The following is a 15576-nucleotide window of genomic DNA, read 5'->3' as shown; positions in this document are numbered from 1 at the left end:
GGGCACACTTGCGCCTTCGTGGCGCGAGCGGACCGACGGGCACACCCAGGAGGGATCGGATGGCTGGATCCATGACCGAGATCAGGGCCGACGGCGGGCCGGTGCCCGCCTACGTCTCGCTGCCGCCGTCCGGCAGCGGCCCGGGAGTCGTCGTCATCCAGGAGTGGTGGGGGCTGGTGCCCCACATCCGCGACGTGGCCGACCGGCTCGCCGCCGAGGGGTTCGTGGCCATCGCCCCGGACCTGTACCGCGGAGCGCAGACCAGCGAGCCGGACGAGGCCGGCAAGCTGGTCATGGAGATGCGGCTCGACCAGGCCGCCAGGGACATGGGCGGCGCGGTCGACGCGCTCCTGGCCATGCCGGAGACGACCGGCTCGGGCGTGGGCGTGATCGGCTTCTGCGTCGGCGGCGGGCTCGCGCTCTACCTCGCGTCGCTCGAGCCCGAGGTGGCCGCGGCCGTGTGCTACTACGGGTTCCCGCGCCCAGGTCTCGAATGGGACCTGTCGACGGTCAAGGGGGCGGTGCTCGGCCACTTCGCCGAGGACGACGACTTCGCCCCCCGCGAGCTGGCCGACCAGATGGAACAGGAGCTCCGGGACGCCGGCGTGGGGGTGACCTTCCACCACTATCCCGGTACCGCGCACGCCTTCTTCAACGACGACCGCCCCGAGGTCCACGACGCCGAGGCGGCCGACCTGTCGTGGCGGCGCACGCTCGACTTCCTGCGCGGCACCCTGGGTGGCGGGTCGTGAGCGGCAAGGAGCCGGGACCCGGCCCGTTCCTCCGCAACATCGTCGAGCACGATTCGGGGGTGGCAAGGAAGGCCTACTTGGTCGTCCGCAACCTGGCCCGGCGCCCGCTGCGGGCCCGGGTCTGCTGCGGCCACCCGGGCGAGCCGGGATGTTGACGGGGCGCCCCTGACGGCCCCGGTCGGGGCCACCCGCACCCGCACTGACTGACGGCCGGCCCGCCCCTGGCCCGCCGCGTGCGCAGTGCTCCGTCGGCCGCGTGCGCGTGTGCTCCCGTCCGGGCAGGTAGGATGTCGCGGAAGGGGAGTAGTCCTCACGGGGCCGTCCGCGCCTCATGAGCGCGCCGTCACCACGGCGGGCCGATGCCCGCCCGGCGTCTCACCCGCGACGCGGGGGACGAGACCTTCGTGCCGCTCGGCGTCGGTCGACGCCCGGACGACCCGGAGGACTCCCGCATGGTCACCAAGACGGACACGACCGGCGACAGGGCGTCCACCCGGTCGCAGCGCATCCCCCTGCTCCTCGCCATCGCGATCACCATCCCGGGGGGCCTCCTGGGCGTCGCCGAGCTGCTGCACCTCGGCGGGCCCCACCTCGCACCCCCGCTCGCCGCCCTGCTCTACGGGCTCGCCGTGATCGGCGCGGCGTTCCTGCTCGGCTGGGCGGCCGAGGCAGCCATGCTCGACATCTCGGCCAGCCTGGCCATCGGCGCGCTCGCCCTGGTCGCCGTGCTGCCCGAGTACGCGGTCGGCTTCGTGTTCGCCTGGAAGGGCGGCAACGACGTGGAGCGGTTCGGCTCGGCCTGCAAGCCGCCGGACGGCGCCGGCGAGTCCAACTGCTCCCTCGTGCTCGCGAACATGACCGGCGCCAACCGGCTCCTGATCGGCATCGGCTGGGCGATGGTGGTGTTCATCGCCTGGTGGCGCTGGCGGCGGCGGGGTGAGCCGCGCGAGGGCATCGCGCTCAACCGGACCAAGTCGGTCGAGCTGTCATTCCTCGCCCTTGCCTGCGCCTACTCCCTGACCCTGCCCCTGAAGCGGACCGTCACCCTGGTCGACGCCGTCATCCTGGTCGCCGTCTTCGTCGCCTACACGCTGCGCATCTCCAAGGCGCCGGCCGAGGAGCCGCACCTGATCGGCCCGGCCGCCTACGTCGGCGCCCTGCCGCGCCGCCGCCGGCGGGCCACCGTCCTCGCCCTGTTCGGGTTCGCCGCCGTGGTCATCCTGCTCGTGGCCGAGCACTTCGCCGAGGCGCTGGTCGACACCGGTACCGAACTCGGCGTCAGCGAGTTCTTCCTGGTCCAGTGGCTCGCCCCGCTGGCCTCGGAGGCACCCGAGCTGCTGGTGGCCGGGTTGTACGCCTGGCGGCTGAAGACCGGCGAGGCGCTCACCACCCTGATCTCCTCCAAGGTCAACCAGTGGACGCTGCTCGTGGGCACCCTGCCGGTCGTGTTCGCGGTCGCGTCGTCGAGCCTGCACGGCCTGCCCATCCAGGCCCAGCAGCGCGAGGAGCTGCTGCTCACCGCCGCCCAGACCGTCTTCGCGGTGGCGGTCCTCACCAACCTCACGATGTCGGTGAAGGAGGCGGCCGCGATCTTCGGCCTGTTCTGGGCCCAGTTCATCATCGGCGCGGTCGTCCCGGCCTCGCTCCACGGCGTCGAGCTGATCGCGGTCTCGGTCGTCTACCTCCTGCTCGGCGCCATCCTGCTCGTCCGCAACCGGGCCGAGTTCCGCACCCGCCTCCGCGACGGCTTCCGTACCTCCTACGACCAGCTCGAAGAAGACAAGGAGCCGGCAGCCACCGCGAAGACCTCCTCGTAGATCCTGGTCCGCGGGGGGTCAGACCGGCCGAGGCGCACCCGGCTCCCCGGCGTCGGGGACTGGTGGGCGGTCGAGGGGCGAGGGCAGGCCGGTCAGGCTCGGCGGGTCGGACAGGGCGCCGGCGGGCTCCGCGGCGGTGGCGCGGTCGAGGGCGGGCACGGGCTCCCCGGGCTCGCAGAACAGGGCCATGCTGGCGGTGTAGCCGTGCACGAAGTTGCGCTTGCCGACCGGGCCGAGCTCGCCCTGGGCGAAGAACCCGGCCATCGGGGCCTGGCCGGTGGCGACCGCGACCCGCTGGGCGTCGTGGTCGGGCTCGCCGAAGAAGCGGCGACCCCGGCCGTTGCACGAGAACAGCAGCACGCCCTTGGGGTGCCAGCCGGTCACCGGACCGAGCAGCAGCTCGAGCTCCTCGCCGGCGGCGACCGCGTCCCTGACGTGGAACTGCAGGGTCTGCCCGAGCTCGACCTGGTCCCCGACCGCGATGGCGCCGGTCTCCTCGTCGGCACCGACCAGCCCGCGGATCAGGAAGTCGCCCCGGCCGAACTCGGCCTTGTGCTCGTCGATGACCTGGCCGACCTGCAGCCCGCCCCGGATGAGGGCCTGGTCGCGCTGGCTGAGCGTGGTCACGACCTGACGGAGACGCTCGATCGCGGGCTGGCCGCCCAGCTCGTGCACCACGTTCCCTTCGCCCCTGGTCACGGCGTACGGCGACCCGATCGGGCGGCAGCCCTGGCTCACCACCGTGCGCACCTCGACCGCCCCGGCCAGGGCGACGCCGACCGCCCCGCGGTCGACCACGTCGGTGCCGGACAGCAGGCGGTGCTCGCCGGGCCCGCTTCCCCCCGACGCCATCCCGCCGACCACGGGCAGGCCGGGCTGCTCCTCGTTCAGCCGTTCGAGGAACCGGTCGGCCGGGAAGGAGAACGGGTCGGCCAGGAGCACGACGGTGGCCTCCTCCTGCGGCGCGATGCTCGGCCACCCGGCGATGCCGTACCCGTCGGGCACCGCCACCACCTCGAGCGCGAACGGGCGCACGTCCACGCCGGGCAGCCGCGCCAGCCACAGGGCCAGGCCGGGGCTGCCTTCCAGCTCGCGGCCCTCGCCGATGACGCCCTCGGCGGTGCAGCCGACGATCGCCGAGGTGCCCAGGCGCTCGGAGAGGCTCAGGGCGATCCCGGACGCGGCCGCCGCGTGCTCGGTCGAGAAGAAGCAGACGGCCAGGTCCGGCGTGCCCTCGAGGGCGGCCACGGCCGCCGGGATGACCTCGTCGAGGGCTTGCTGGTGGTCTGGGGCGGTCGAGACGGCGGCGCCGAAGTGCAGCCTCATCACGTGTCCTCCGGTTGGGCCAAGGCGACCAGCGTACCCCTCCGGGCGCCGGTCAAGCCCCCGAGCCCACCCACTCGAAGTAGCCGCCGTTCGGGCGCAGCCAGTGCCCGCCCCAGGTGAAGCCGTGGCGGGCCATCACCCGCGCGAGCCTCGGGTCGGCGTTGGCCTTGCCGGGCGGGTTGGCGGCGACGTTGAGCGCGAGCGCGATCCCGAAGGCGCGCCTGGACAGCTCGGCGCCGCCGCCCCGGACCGGGCTGAAGCAGCCACCCCGGCGGCGGAAGTCGGCCACGTCGACCAGCTGCTGGAGGCGCAGCCGCTTCACCTCGGCCATGGCCGCGGTCAGGTGGGGGACGATCAGCTTGTGGCAGCGCACGGGGCCGAGCACGGGCACGACCGCGCGCACGATGTGCTCCCGCACCCAGCGGGGATCGGGCTCGGGACGGGCCAGGCTCCGCACCGCGAACTCGCCGAAGCGGAGCTTGACCAGGCCGAGCGGGAGCGCGCCGTCACCGGCCCGCAGGAAGGGCCGCTCCCCCGGGGCCCGGAAGCGCAGCGCCCGCCTGGGCACCAGGCGCCGGATGGCCGCCTCGAACCTGGGCCGGGAGCCGCGCGTCCGCAGCAGCAGGTAGGTGGTTCGTCGCAGCTTGAGCCGCTGGCCCAGGTCACGGTCGACCGCGACCTCGTAGCCGCCGATGACCCAGTCGGCCACCACGCCGGTCACCGGCAGGGTCCTGCCGTCGGCGAGCCGCAGCCGGCCACCGGTGCGCAGCCCACGAAGCCGGGCGCCGGTCTGGGAGAGCACCGCGCCCTTGCGGAGCATCCCCGAGAGCGGGCCCGCCGGCTTGCCCAGGGCGTCCGCGTAGGCATCCCGGTTGGCGGCCATCGCCTCGACCGGCACCACCGGGTAACCCGCCTTGCGGCTCTCGACCGCGAGCTGCCCGGTGCGCACGGCGGCGATCGCGGCGACCTGGGGCGAGTCCCGGATGCGCTTGACCTCGTCGGTGGAGAAGCCGCCGGAGGCCCAGACGAGCAGCTCGCCCTTGAACGCGACCGGACCGCGGGAGACGGCGTCGGCGAAGACCCCCTTGCCCGGGACCCCCGCGGCGGCCGCCACCTCGTCGGAGTGGACCGCGACCATCCTGGCGGTCGAGGCCGAGACGGCGGCGAGCAGGGCGATCACGGCCACCGCCCGTTGCTGCCTGGCCCGGGCCCGCATCACGACCCCCCTTCTCCGGCCTCCAGGGTAAACGGACGGCGCAGTTCGGGGCAGAGTTCACCCGAGGTGTTTACCTCCCCAAGACCTCACCAAGACCCGCCGACCCATTCCGAGCATTCCGTGGTCAGAATGCCGCCAGCAGCGCAGGGTCCTCGAGCAGGTCGCGCAGGTGGGCCAGGAACCGGGCGGCGTAGGCGCCGTCGACGATCCGGTGGTCGAACGAGACCGACGCGGTCATGAGCTGGCGGACGGCCAGCTCGCCGTCCACCACCCAGGGCCGGGGCGCGATCAGGCCCGTGGCCAGGATCGCGCACTCGGGCTTGTTGATGATCGGCGTGCCGGTCTCGACCCCGAACCCGCCCACGTTGGTGATCGTGATCGTCCCGCCCGACAGGTCCGACGGCGCGGCCTTGCGCTCGCGGGCGAGGCCGGTGAGGCGGGCCAGCTCGCTGGACAGCTCGAGGATGCCAAGCGTGTCGGCGTCCTTGATGTTGGGCACGAGGAGCCCGGTCGGCGTGTCGGTGGCGATGCCGAGGTTGACCCAGCCCTTGACGACGATCTCGCTGGCGGCGTCGTCCCAGGAGGAGTTCATCAGCGGGTACTGGCGCACGGCCGCGCAGAGCGCCTTGGCGATGACCGCGAGCGGCGTCAGCTTGACGCCGGCGGCCGCCGGCAGCGCCTTGAGGCGGGCTCGGAGCGCCATCAGGGCAGTCGCGTCGACGGTGAGGAACTCGGTCACGTGCGGGATGGAGAACTTCGACGCCACCATGGCGGCCGCGATCTGCTTGCGCGTGCCCCGGACCGGGATGCGCTCCTCGGCGCGGTCGCGCGGCGCGCGCGCGGCCGGCCACCTGCTCACCGCGGTGGGCGCGCCGGCCTCCCCGGCCAGACCCAGGTCGACGTCCTCCCCGGCCAGGGCCAGGTCGACGTCCTCACGGGTCACCCGGCCGTCCTTGCCCGTCCCGGTGAGCCGTGCGAGGTCGACGCCGCGGTCCCTGGCGTACTTGCGGACCGGCGGGGTCGCCTTGGGGCGACCGGGCTGGGCTCCAGGAGCGCGAGAGCCCGGCGGGGCGGTCGGGGTCGGGCCGCTCGGCGCGGCCGGCCCCCGCGAGGCCGGCCCGGCGGCCCGGCGCCGGCGCGCCTGCTGGCGCTCGCCCGGACCGACCAGGGTCGCCTGCTGCTCGGACCCCGGGCTGGCCTGCTGCTCCGGGACCGCTTCCGCCTCCGGGCCGGCCTCCGGCTCCGGGGTCGCCAAGCCGTTCAGGCCCGGCTCCCCCGCCGCGGCGGGCTCGCCCCCGGCCAGGCCCGGCTCCCCCGCCGCGGCGGGCTCGCCCCGGGCCAGGCCGCGTGCTGCCTGGTCCGCCGGTGCGCCACCGGTGTCGACGCTCAGCAGCGGCGCGCCCACGTCGAGGGTCTCCCCCTCGGCTGCGTGGAGCTTGGTGACCGTGCCCGCGTAGGGGGACGGGACCTCCACCACCGCCTTGGCCGTCTCCACCTCGACGATGGGCTGGTTGAGCACGATCGTGTCGCCCTCGGCGACCAGCCAGCGCACCACCTCGCCGTCGGTCAGCCCCTCCCCGAGGTCGGGGAGCCTGAAGTCGCGCTCGGGCACCGCGCCTCCTCCCTCTAGAAGTCCAGGGACCGCTGGACGGTCCACAGGACCCGGTCGACCCCGGGCAGGTGGGCCTCCTCCAGCTTGGCCGGCGGGTAGGGGATGTCCAGGCCGGTGCAGCGCAGCACGGGCGCCTCGAGGGACAAGAAGGCCTGCTCGGTCACGCGGGCCGCGATCTCGGCGCCCATGCCGAGGAACTCGGGGGCCTCGTGCACGACCACCATGCGGCCGGTCCGCTCCACCGAGGCGACCAGCGCCTCCTCGTCCAGGGGGACCAGGCTGCGCAGGTCGATCACCTCGAGCGAGGCCAGCCCGTCCTCGGCGGCCGCGGTGGCCGTGTCCATCGCGACCTTCACCATCGGCCCGTAGGCGACCAGGGTCAGGTCGGAGCCCTCGCGCAGCACCCGGGCCCGGCCGATCGGCTCGGTGGTGACCGGCAGGTCGAGCTCCTGCTTGAGCCAGTAGCGCCGCTTCGGCTCCAGGAAGATCACCGGGTCCTCGGCGTCGATCGACTGGCGCAGCAGGGAGTAGGCGTCAGCGGGCGACGAGGGGGTCACCACCTTCAGGCCGGCCGTGTGCGCGTAGTAGGTCTCCGGGCTCTCCGAGTGGTGCTCGACCGCGCCGATCCCGCCTCCGTAGGGGATCCGGCAGACCACCGGCATGGCCTGGGTGCCCCTGGAACGGTTCCGGTACTTTGCCAGGTGGCTGATGACCTGGTCCAGGGCCGGGTAGCTGAAGCCGTCGAACTGCATCTCGGGCACCGGCCGGTAGCCGCGCATGGCCAGCCCGATGGAGATCCCCATGATGGCGGACTCGGCCAGCGGGGTGTCCATCACCCGGTGCTCGCCGAAGTCCTTCTGCAGCCCGTCGGTGATCCGGAAGACGCCGCCGAGGGTGCCGACGTCCTCGCCGAGCAGCACGACCCGGTCGTCGGCCTCCATCGCGTCCCGCATGGCGGTGTTCAGCGCCTTGGCCATCGTGACCGACGCCATCGCTAGCCCTCCTCTCCGCCCGCGAACTGGGCCTCGAACTCCTCGAGCCGGCGCCACTGCCGCAGCAGGGTCGCGGGAGGCTCCGCGTAGACGTGGTCGACCATGTCGGACAGGGCCGGGCGGGGCATCTCCTCCACCGCCCGCCGGATCCGCGCCGCGGTGGCGTCGGCGTCCTCCTGGGCGCGGCGCTCGACCTCCTCGGACCAGAGGCCGGCCTTCTCGAGGAACGACCGGTACCGCCCGATCGGCTCCCTGGCCGTCCACATGTCCAGCTCGTCCTTGGTGCGGTAGCGGGTCGGGTCGTCGGTGGTGGTGTGGGCCCCGAGCCGGTAGGTGAGGGCCTCGATCAGGGTCGGGCCGCTGCCGTCCCTGGCCCGGCCGGCGGCCGCCTTGGTCACCGCGTAGACCGCGAGGACGTCGTTGCCGTCGACCTGCACGCCGGGGAAGCCGAACCCGGCAGCGCGACGGTAGACGGGCGCGGCCATCTGCTTGGCCAGCGGCACCGAGATCGCCCACTGGTTGTTCTGGCAGAAGAACACCACCGGCGCCGAGTTCACCGCCGCGAAGTTGAACGCCTCGTTGGTGTCGCCCTCGGAGGTGGCGCCGTCGCCGAAGTAGGCGACCGCGCACAGCTCGGCGCCGTCCCACTTGGCCCCGATGGCGTAGCCGACCGCGTGCAGGGCCTGGGTGCCGATCGGGATCGAGTAGCAGGCGAAGTTGCGCTCCTTGGGGTCCCAGCCGGACAGGCTCGTGCCACGGTAGAGCTGGAGCACCCTGACGACGTCCATGCCGCGGACGTAGGCGACGCCGTGCTCCCGGTAGGAGGGGAAGACGAAGTCGTCCGGGCCGAGGGCGGCCGCGCTGCCCACCTGGGCCGCCTCCTGCCCCAGGCAGGGCGCCCAGATGCCGAGCTGGCCCTGGCGCTGGAGGTTGGTCCCCTCGGTGTCGATCCGGCGGACCACGACCAGCTTGCGGTACAGGTCGCGCAGCTCGTCGTCGGAGAGGTCGATCTTGTAGGTCTGGTGCTCGATGAGCGTGCCGTCCTCGGCGAGCAGCCGGACCTGCTCGTCAGTCTGGTCCATACCCTCAACTCCCGCGTCCAGTCCGCCGCTTGCGGACGCTCCGCCTCGCGACCGGGTGGCGGCCGGCGAGGCCGCCGTCGCGCCGGTTGCGCGGGTCTGGTGGACGAGCGCCCCGGCACGGCCGGGCAGCGCCCCCGTGCCGGAGCCGGAGCCGGGCGCTCCGGGCGGGCAGCGGTGCCCAGCATGATCCTACCCATATCTTCGGTCGGATACGTTGGGAGCGGAGGTTGCCGGGGAGTCGGCGAGCCGCGGTCCTCGTTCGAGGTGGGGGGAGCTCGCTCCCCCCACGGCCCCCCAAGAGCGCCTGTGCCATGGCCCGGGGGATCCCGCCGCCGCCTCGGCCCCCGCCAGCGCCTGTGCCACCATGCCTAGCTGGTGGGGGCGTTCTCCTCGTCGCGGCCGAGCGAGCCGAGCTCAGCGATGTCGCGCGGGAAGGCGAGGGCGATCGTCCAGTCGAGCATGACCCGGAGGCGGCGGCCCCAGGTGGGCATCGCCGCCAGGTGGTAGGTGCGGGTCACGAACCAGCCGGCGAAGCCCGAGAGCGGGACGCCGAGGGCCCGGCCGACGCCCTTGTACTCGCCCAGGTTGACGAGCAGGCCCAGGCCCTTGAACCGGAACGGCTGGGCGTGCCCCTCGCCGAGGGAGGCGGCGAGGTTGGCGGCGCACGCCTTGGCTTCGCGGAGGGCGTGCTGGGCGGTGGGCGGCGCGAAGCCGCCGGGCGCGGCCCGGTCGGGCACGCGGGCGCTGTCGCCGAGGGCGAAGACGTCCTCGCGGCCGTGGACGCGCAGGTACTCGTCGACCACCAGCCGGCCCTTGTCGTCGGCGGGCAGGCCGATCCTGGCCAGCATCGGGTGGGGGGTCACCCCCGCGGTCCACACGAAGGTCCGGGTCGGGATGTCGTCGCCGTCGGACAGGCGCACCCAGTCGGGCCCGACCTCCTTCACCTGGGTCTCGAGCCGGACCTCGATGCCGCGCTCGCGCAGGGTGCGCAGGGCGATCCGGCTGAGGTCCCTGCCCAGCTCGGGCATGATCTGGGGCGCCGCGTCCACCAGGATCCAGCGGATGTCCCTGGGCCGCAGGCCCGGGTAGGCCTTGAGGGCGCGGGTGGTGAGCGACTGCAGCTCGCCGACCAGCTCGGTTCCGGCGTAGCCGGCGCCGACCACGACGAACGTGCAGCGCGTGCGGCGCTCGTCGGCGTCGTCGGTGGCGTCGGCCAGCTCGAGCTGCTGGAGGACGTGGTTGCGCAGGTAGATGCCTTCGGGGAGGGTCTTGAAGCCGCGGGCGTGCTCGCGCAGGCCCGGGATCGGCAGGAGCCGTGAGACCGAGCCGGGGGCCAGGATCAGGTAGTCCCAGGCGAAGGCACGCTGCTCGCCCTCGGGCGGCTTGACCTCGCAGGTGCGCTTGTCGACGTCGATCCCGGTCACCTTGCCGACGATGAGCCGGGTGCGGCGCAGCACCCGGCGCAGCGGCACCACCACGTGCCTGGGCTCGATCGTGCCGGAGGCGGCCTCGGGCAGCAGCGGCGTGTAGAGCATGAAGTTCTCGGGGTTGACGAGCACGATCTCGGCCATGCCGGCGGGCAGTTGCTTCTCGAGGCCGCGGGCGGCGTACATGCCCCCGAACCCGCCGCCGACCACCAGGATCCGCTTGCGGCCGCTCATGGACGCTCCCTGTCTGACGCTCCCTGTCTCAGGTGCGCTGGGCCCGGTCGGGCGGCACCATCGTGCCAGTCCGGGTTGCCCCGCGCGCGCCCGGCAAACCCGGTCGACCGGGGAACAGGGCGGCGACTCGCCGCCTCACACGTTGGTCGGGCAGAGGGCGGCGACTCGCCACCCGCATCACAAGGGCCGGAACCTGGCAAGGTTCCGGCCCTTGCGGGTGCCGCCCGGGGGGAGGCGGCGCTTCCGATCGCCTCTAGGAGTGAGTCGAGCGTACCTATGGCGATGACAGGCCCGAAGCTACTGCGGCGTCCCCTTCCGTGACATCACAGAAATTACGGAGATGCGACTACCGGTGTTAGCTAGCCCGTCGCTCACGAAACCCCAGGTCAGGCCATCAATGGTGACTAGACAGGGCTACTGGGCCGCTGCATCGAGGGGCTTTTCGGATCGCACCGATGGTGGTACACAGGACCATCCAGTTCTGGCCCTGCCAGCGCCCGAGGCGGGCGCGGGCACCGGACGAGGAGGACAGCCTGTGGCGACACCAACGGAAACCGAGGTGGTCCAAGAGCCCATGTCAGGGGGCCTGCAGCGGCTTTCCTTCCTTGACGCGGGCGGACGCCCCGTTTCCAGGGAGCGCGCGTCGATCGCGCTGATCCGAGACTTCGACGACCGCGGGAACGTGATCTCGCTCATGACCGAGCGCCTCTCGCACTAGTCCTTACGAACTACCAATCGATATCCCCGAGGGACGGCCACCGGCCGTCCCTCTTCCCTGTGTGCGTACAATGCGCCGTCCCGACGGCAAGGGAGGAGCCCGGCTGTGCTCGTCGACGGCAAGCGACTGCTGATCACCGGGGTGCTGACCCCGGGCTCGATCGCCTACGCGGTGGCCCGCGAGGCCCTCGACAACGGCGCCGAGGTGGTCCTGACCGGCTTCGGCCGTACCCGCTCGCTGACCGAGCGCACGGCCAGACGGCTGCCCCGCGAGGTCGACGTCCTGGAGCTCGACGCCAGCAAGCCCGAGGACGTGGCCGCGGTCGCCGACGACCTGGCCAGGCGCTGGGGCCGGGTCGACGGCGTGCTGCACGCGATCGGCTTCGCCCCGGCCGACGCCCTGGGCGGCAACTTCCTGAACACGCCGTTCGAGTCGGCCGCGACCGCCTTCCAGGTGTCCGCCTTCTCGCTCAAGACCCTCACGGTCGGCCTGCTCCCAGTGCTCGAGGACCACGACGCCTCCGTGGTCACCCTCGACTTCGACGCCCGGGTGGCCTGGCCGGTGTACGACTGGATGGGGGTGAGCAAGGCCGCCCTCGAGTCCGTCACCCGCTACTTGGCCCGCGACCTCGGCGTCAGGCGCATCCGGGTGAACGCGATCAGCGCCGGGCCGATCCGCACCATGGCGGCCAAGGGCATCCCGGGGTTCAACCTGTTCGCCGACGTCTGGTCGAAGCGGGCCCCGCTCGGCTGGGACGTGACCGACCCGACCAACGTGGCCCGGGCGACCCTGTGGCTGCTGTCGGACTGGTCCCGGGGGGTCTCCGGCGAGCTGGTCCACGTCGACGGCGGCTTCCACGCCATGGGTGCCGACCTCATGTCCCCCGACGAGCAGGCCAGGGCCGCCGCCGAGGAGGAGCGGGCGTAGCCCGGTCCGGGCACGGCTATCCTGTGCGCAGGGCGGGCGGGTTCGACGAGGCGGTCTGGGAGCTGGTGCGCCGGGTCCCGCCCGGGCGGGCGACCACCTACGGCCAGGTGGCGGAGGCGTACTACGGGGTCCGCAAGGGTGCGCGCGGGGTCGGTCAGGCGATCGCCCGCTGCCCCGACGACGTCCCCTGGTGGCGGGTGGTGCAGGCCGACGGCGCCATGAAGGCGGCCCCCGGCGGCGACGAGCAGTGCGCCCGCCTCCGGGAGGAGGGCGTGGCGCTGACCTTGGACGGGCGGGTCGACTGGACCATGACCGGCCCCTGGTCCCCGGCGCAGCGCGGGCCCCGTGGCGGTGCCGTGCGACCCACGGACTAACCTTCCACCCGAGGTCGAGACTCGATAAGCCTTGGGCGCGCTCGCGTGAGATGATACGGTAGCCGATGCCGTGCCACTGCGGTGTCGAGGCTGGCAGCCTCTGCCGCTTACCTCGGGATGCGATCCATCCGAGATTCCTGGTGCAAACAGGAATAGAGTTTGCGAACATGGGTGTTGGCAAAACAGAAGACGTGGTGTGCTACAAGCTGTGCAGTCAAGGAGTGCAGTCAAGGAGTGCAGTCAAGGAGTGAGATGAAGGACCACGACCAGCTACTCGATCTGCAGACGACGGACTCGTTCCGTCTGTACCTCGACGAGGTCGGTCGGCATCCCCTCCTCACCAAGGACGATGAGGTCGAGCTGTCCCAGGCGTTCGAAGCTGGCCAGGCTGCCCAGGCCGCGCTGAGCGAGCTTCCCGCCGACGACCCGCGCCGCCCCGAGCTCGAGGCCGAGGCGGAGCGTGGTGAGCGTGCCCGGCGCAAGATGATCGAGTCGAACCTCCGGCTCGTGGTGTCGATCGCCCGGCGCTTCTCGGCAACGGGCCTGCCGCTCGGCGACCTCGTCCAGGAGGGGAACCTCGGCCTGCTCCGCGCTGTCGAGAAGTTCGACTGGCGCAAGGGCTTCAAGTTCTCGACCTACGCGACCTGGTGGATCCGTCAGGCCATCGCCAGAGGGGCGGCCGACCGTGGCGCCCGCGCGATCCGCCTGCCCGTGCACGTCGACGAGCAGGTCGGCCGGCTGCGCCGCACCCAGACCCGGCTGCACGAGACGCTGGGTCGCGAGCCGAGCGACGAGGAGCTCGCCGACGAGCTCGACATGCCGGTCGAGAAGGTCCACCGCCTCAAGGACACCGCCCAGGCGATCACCTCGCTGGACACCCCGATCGGCGACGACGGTGCCGCCCTGCAGGACTTCCTGGAGGACGACTCGGCCATCGGCCCCGACGAGCTGGCCGTCGAGGCGGTCGGCCGGGAGGCCCTCGAGCAGGTGCTCGGCGCCCTGCCCGACCGCGAGCGGCAGGTGCTGATCCTGCGCTTCGGGCTCGACTCGGGCACCCCCCGCACACTCGAGGAGGTCGGCGCGGTCATGGGCTTCAGCCGGGAGCGTGCCCGCCAGGTCGAGCGTGACGCCCTGGCGTGCCTGCGCAGCCCGGAGATCCGGGCTCGTCTCGAGGACCTCGTCGCCGCCTAGCAGCCGCACCGTACCGCCGACCGTCGCACAGGGCCCACGCTCCCCAGCGTGGGCCTTCGGCACGCAGATGTCAGGGGAGCAGCATGAGCCGTTTCGCCATCACCTTCGACTACCTCTGCCCGTTCGCCCGCATCGCCAACGAGATCGTCGTCCGGGCCCAGGAGGACGGCGGCCCGGTCCACGAGGTCGAATGGCGCGCGTTCTCGCTCTCCCAGGTCCACCTGGAAGAGGGGGCCGCGCCGGTCTGGGAGACCGACCCGCCCCCTTCCGGCGTGCTCGCCCTGCAGTGGGGGCTCGCCGTCCGCGACCAGTTCCCCGAGCGGTTCCAAGCCGCCCACCTCGCGATCTTCTCGGCCCGGCACGACCAGGGCCGCGACGTCAACGACCCCGAGGTGGTCCGCGCCGCGGTCGCCTCGGCCGGGCTCGACCCCCGGGAGGTCGCCCGGGCGGTGGCAGCGGGCCACCCGGCCAAGGCCCTGGCCGACGACCACACCTGGGGCGTGGAGGAGCACCGGGTGTTCGGCGTGCCCACCTTCGTCGCCGGCGACCGTGCCGTCTTCGTGCGCCTGATGCAGCGGCCCGAGACGCAGCGCTCGGCCCGGGCCACACTGGACCGGATCCTCGACATGGTCACCGGCTGGACCGACCTGAACGAGTTCAAGGCGACCCGGATCCCCCGCTGATGGGCGGCAGCGGGTGGGTCGAGAACGTCACCTGCGCCGGCGTCGCCCACGGCGGCGAGGCAGTCGCCCGGCTGGCCGACGGCCGGGCCGTGTTCATCCCCTACGCCATCCCCGGGGAGCGCGTGCGCGTCCGGGTCACCGAGGTGCGCCCCCGGTTCGCCCGCGCCGAGCTGGTCGAGGTGCTCGAGCCGAGCCCCGACCGGGTCGAGCCCCCCTGTCCCCACTTCGGGCCTGGCCGCTGCGGCGGCTGCGCCTGGCAGCACATCCGCCCGGCCGTGCAGGCCGAGCTGAAGGCGCGCCTGGTCCGCGAGCAGCTCGCGCACGTCGGCGGCCTGGACGCCGTGCCGGTCCGTCCCAGCCTGCGGCCGGAGGCGCCCGGCCAGCCGGAGGGGTTCGGCTACCGTGAGCGGGCCACCCTGACCGCCGGCGCCGACGGCCGGCTCGGCTTCCTCCGGGCTGCCAGCCACGAGGTCCACCCGGTCGACCGCTGCCCACTGCTCGCCCTGCCGCTCCAGGAGCTGCCCGGCCGGCTCGGCCGCCACCCGGCCGGCAGCCGCGTCAGGCTCAGGCACGGCGTGCGCGACGAGCGGCTGGCCGTGCTGGAGGCGGCCAAGTCGAAGCGGGCCGGCGCCCCGCCGGTCGAGGGGCTCGCCTGGGCCGCGGTGCAGGCCAACGGCAAGGTGCGTGACGGCGAGGGCCCCCCCTTCGTGACCGAGCGGGTGGCCGGCACCGAGTTCCACGTCAGCGCCGCGAGCTTCTTCCAGGTTCACCGTGAAGGCGCGGACCTGCTGGTCGAGCTGGTCGGGGAGGCGCTCGCCCCCGGACCCTCCGACCTGCTGGTCGACCTGTACGCCGGGGTGGGCCTGTTCGCCGCCACGGTCGGCAGGCGCGCCGGCCGGGTGCTCGCGGTCGAGTCGTGGAAGCCGGCCGCCCGCGACGCCGAGCGCAACCTCTCCGGCCACCCCCATGCCCGCGTGATCGCCGACGACGCCGTCCGCGGGCTCAAGGGGCTCCACGCGGCCGACCTGGTCGTGCTCGACCCGCCCCGCGCCGGCGCCGGCGCGGCCGCCGTGCGCCGCATCGCCCGCCTCTCCCCCCGGGCCGTAGCCCTCGTGTCCTGCGACCCCGCCGCCCTGGCCAGGGACGTGCGCGCCTTCGTCGACGAGGGCTACCACCCCGCCTGGGTCCAGCCCGTCGACCTCTTCCCCCAGACCGCCCACGTCGA

15 protein-coding genes are annotated in these 15576 nt (G+C 73.4%); 9 read left to right on the top strand and 6 right to left on the bottom strand.

Going from position 1 to position 15576, the window contains the following annotated elements:
• The first annotated feature begins 71 nt into the window (after positions 1 to 71).
• The 3 genes from VG276_14180 (at position 72) to VG276_14170 (ending at position 2569) form a co-directional block, all read left to right on the top strand.
• Positions 72 to 752 (top strand): dienelactone hydrolase family protein, encoded by a 681-nt coding sequence (locus VG276_14180; protein HEV8650516.1) that lies wholly within the window; start codon positions 72 to 74, stop codon positions 750 to 752.
• Positions 749 to 907 carry a hypothetical protein gene (locus VG276_14175; GenBank protein HEV8650515.1) on the top strand — a complete coding sequence of 53 codons (159 nt, stop codon included), beginning with the start codon at positions 749 to 751 and terminating at the stop codon, positions 905 to 907. Before VG276_14180 ends, VG276_14175 begins: the two co-directional genes overlap by 4 nt.
• Positions 908 to 1111: 204 nt before the next feature.
• Positions 1112 to 2569, top strand: coding sequence for a sodium:proton exchanger (locus tag VG276_14170; protein ID HEV8650514.1), 1458 nt, complete (start codon positions 1112 to 1114; stop codon positions 2567 to 2569).
• 18 nt (positions 2570 to 2587) lie between these two features.
• Here the strand turns inward: VG276_14170 and VG276_14165 are convergent, their stop codons facing one another.
• From VG276_14165 to VG276_14140, 6 genes are all read right to left on the bottom strand, one after another.
• A complete protein-coding gene (locus VG276_14165) occupies positions 2588 to 3895 on the bottom strand; it encodes an FIST N-terminal domain-containing protein (protein ID HEV8650513.1) in 1308 nt (435 codons plus the stop codon).
• Positions 3896 to 3947: 52 nt separating this feature from the next.
• Complete coding sequence (locus VG276_14160) at positions 3948 to 5111, bottom strand: M15 family metallopeptidase (protein ID HEV8650512.1); 1164 nt, start codon at positions 5109 to 5111, stop codon at positions 3948 to 3950.
• A gap of 124 nt (positions 5112 to 5235) precedes the next feature.
• Entirely contained in the window at positions 5236 to 6723 is a 1488-nt protein-coding gene (locus VG276_14155) for a dihydrolipoamide acetyltransferase family protein (GenBank protein ID HEV8650511.1), read from the bottom strand.
• Positions 6724 to 6737: 14 nt separating this feature from the next.
• Positions 6738 to 7715 (bottom strand): alpha-ketoacid dehydrogenase subunit beta, encoded by a 978-nt coding sequence (locus VG276_14150; GenBank protein ID HEV8650510.1) that lies wholly within the window; start codon positions 7713 to 7715, stop codon positions 6738 to 6740.
• A gap of 2 nt (positions 7716 to 7717) precedes the next feature.
• Entirely contained in the window at positions 7718 to 8797 is a 1080-nt protein-coding gene (gene pdhA / locus VG276_14145; GenBank protein ID HEV8650509.1) for a pyruvate dehydrogenase (acetyl-transferring) E1 component subunit alpha, read from the bottom strand.
• Positions 8798 to 9165: 368 nt separating this feature from the next.
• Positions 9166 to 10458, bottom strand: coding sequence for an NAD(P)/FAD-dependent oxidoreductase (locus VG276_14140; GenBank protein ID HEV8650508.1), 1293 nt, complete (start codon positions 10456 to 10458; stop codon positions 9166 to 9168).
• A 535-nt stretch (positions 10459 to 10993) separates the two neighbouring features.
• Here VG276_14140 and VG276_14135 point away from each other — a divergent pair.
• The 6 genes from VG276_14135 to VG276_14110 form a co-directional block, all read left to right on the top strand.
• On the top strand, positions 10994 to 11176 hold the full coding sequence (locus tag VG276_14135; GenBank protein ID HEV8650507.1) for a hypothetical protein: 183 nt from the start codon (positions 10994 to 10996) through the stop codon (positions 11174 to 11176).
• Positions 11177 to 11281: 105 nt separating this feature from the next.
• Positions 11282 to 12103 (top strand): enoyl-ACP reductase FabI, encoded by an 822-nt coding sequence (fabI, locus tag VG276_14130; GenBank protein HEV8650506.1) that lies wholly within the window; start codon positions 11282 to 11284, stop codon positions 12101 to 12103.
• Positions 12104 to 12126: 23 nt separating this feature from the next.
• Complete coding sequence (locus VG276_14125) at positions 12127 to 12477, top strand: MGMT family protein (protein ID HEV8650505.1); 351 nt, start codon at positions 12127 to 12129, stop codon at positions 12475 to 12477.
• 252 nt (positions 12478 to 12729) lie between these two features.
• A complete protein-coding gene (locus VG276_14120; protein ID HEV8650504.1) occupies positions 12730 to 13668 on the top strand; it encodes a sigma-70 family RNA polymerase sigma factor in 939 nt (312 codons plus the stop codon).
• Positions 13669 to 13751: 83 nt separating this feature from the next.
• Positions 13752 to 14351 carry a DsbA family protein gene (locus VG276_14115; GenBank protein ID HEV8650503.1) on the top strand — a complete coding sequence of 200 codons (600 nt, stop codon included), beginning with the start codon at positions 13752 to 13754 and terminating at the stop codon, positions 14349 to 14351.
• Positions 14351 to 15576 (top strand): TRAM domain-containing protein (locus tag VG276_14110; protein ID HEV8650502.1); only part of this gene is annotated, 1226 nt, incomplete at its 3' end. The genes VG276_14115 and VG276_14110, both read left to right, overlap by 1 nt.

Source organism: Actinomycetes bacterium (genome assembly GCA_036000965.1).
Lineage (GTDB): Bacteria > Actinomycetota > CALGFH01 > CALGFH01 > CALGFH01 > DASYUT01.
The sequence above is the reverse complement of the archived record's forward strand: the minus strand, read 5'-3'. Positions and strand labels throughout refer to the sequence as shown.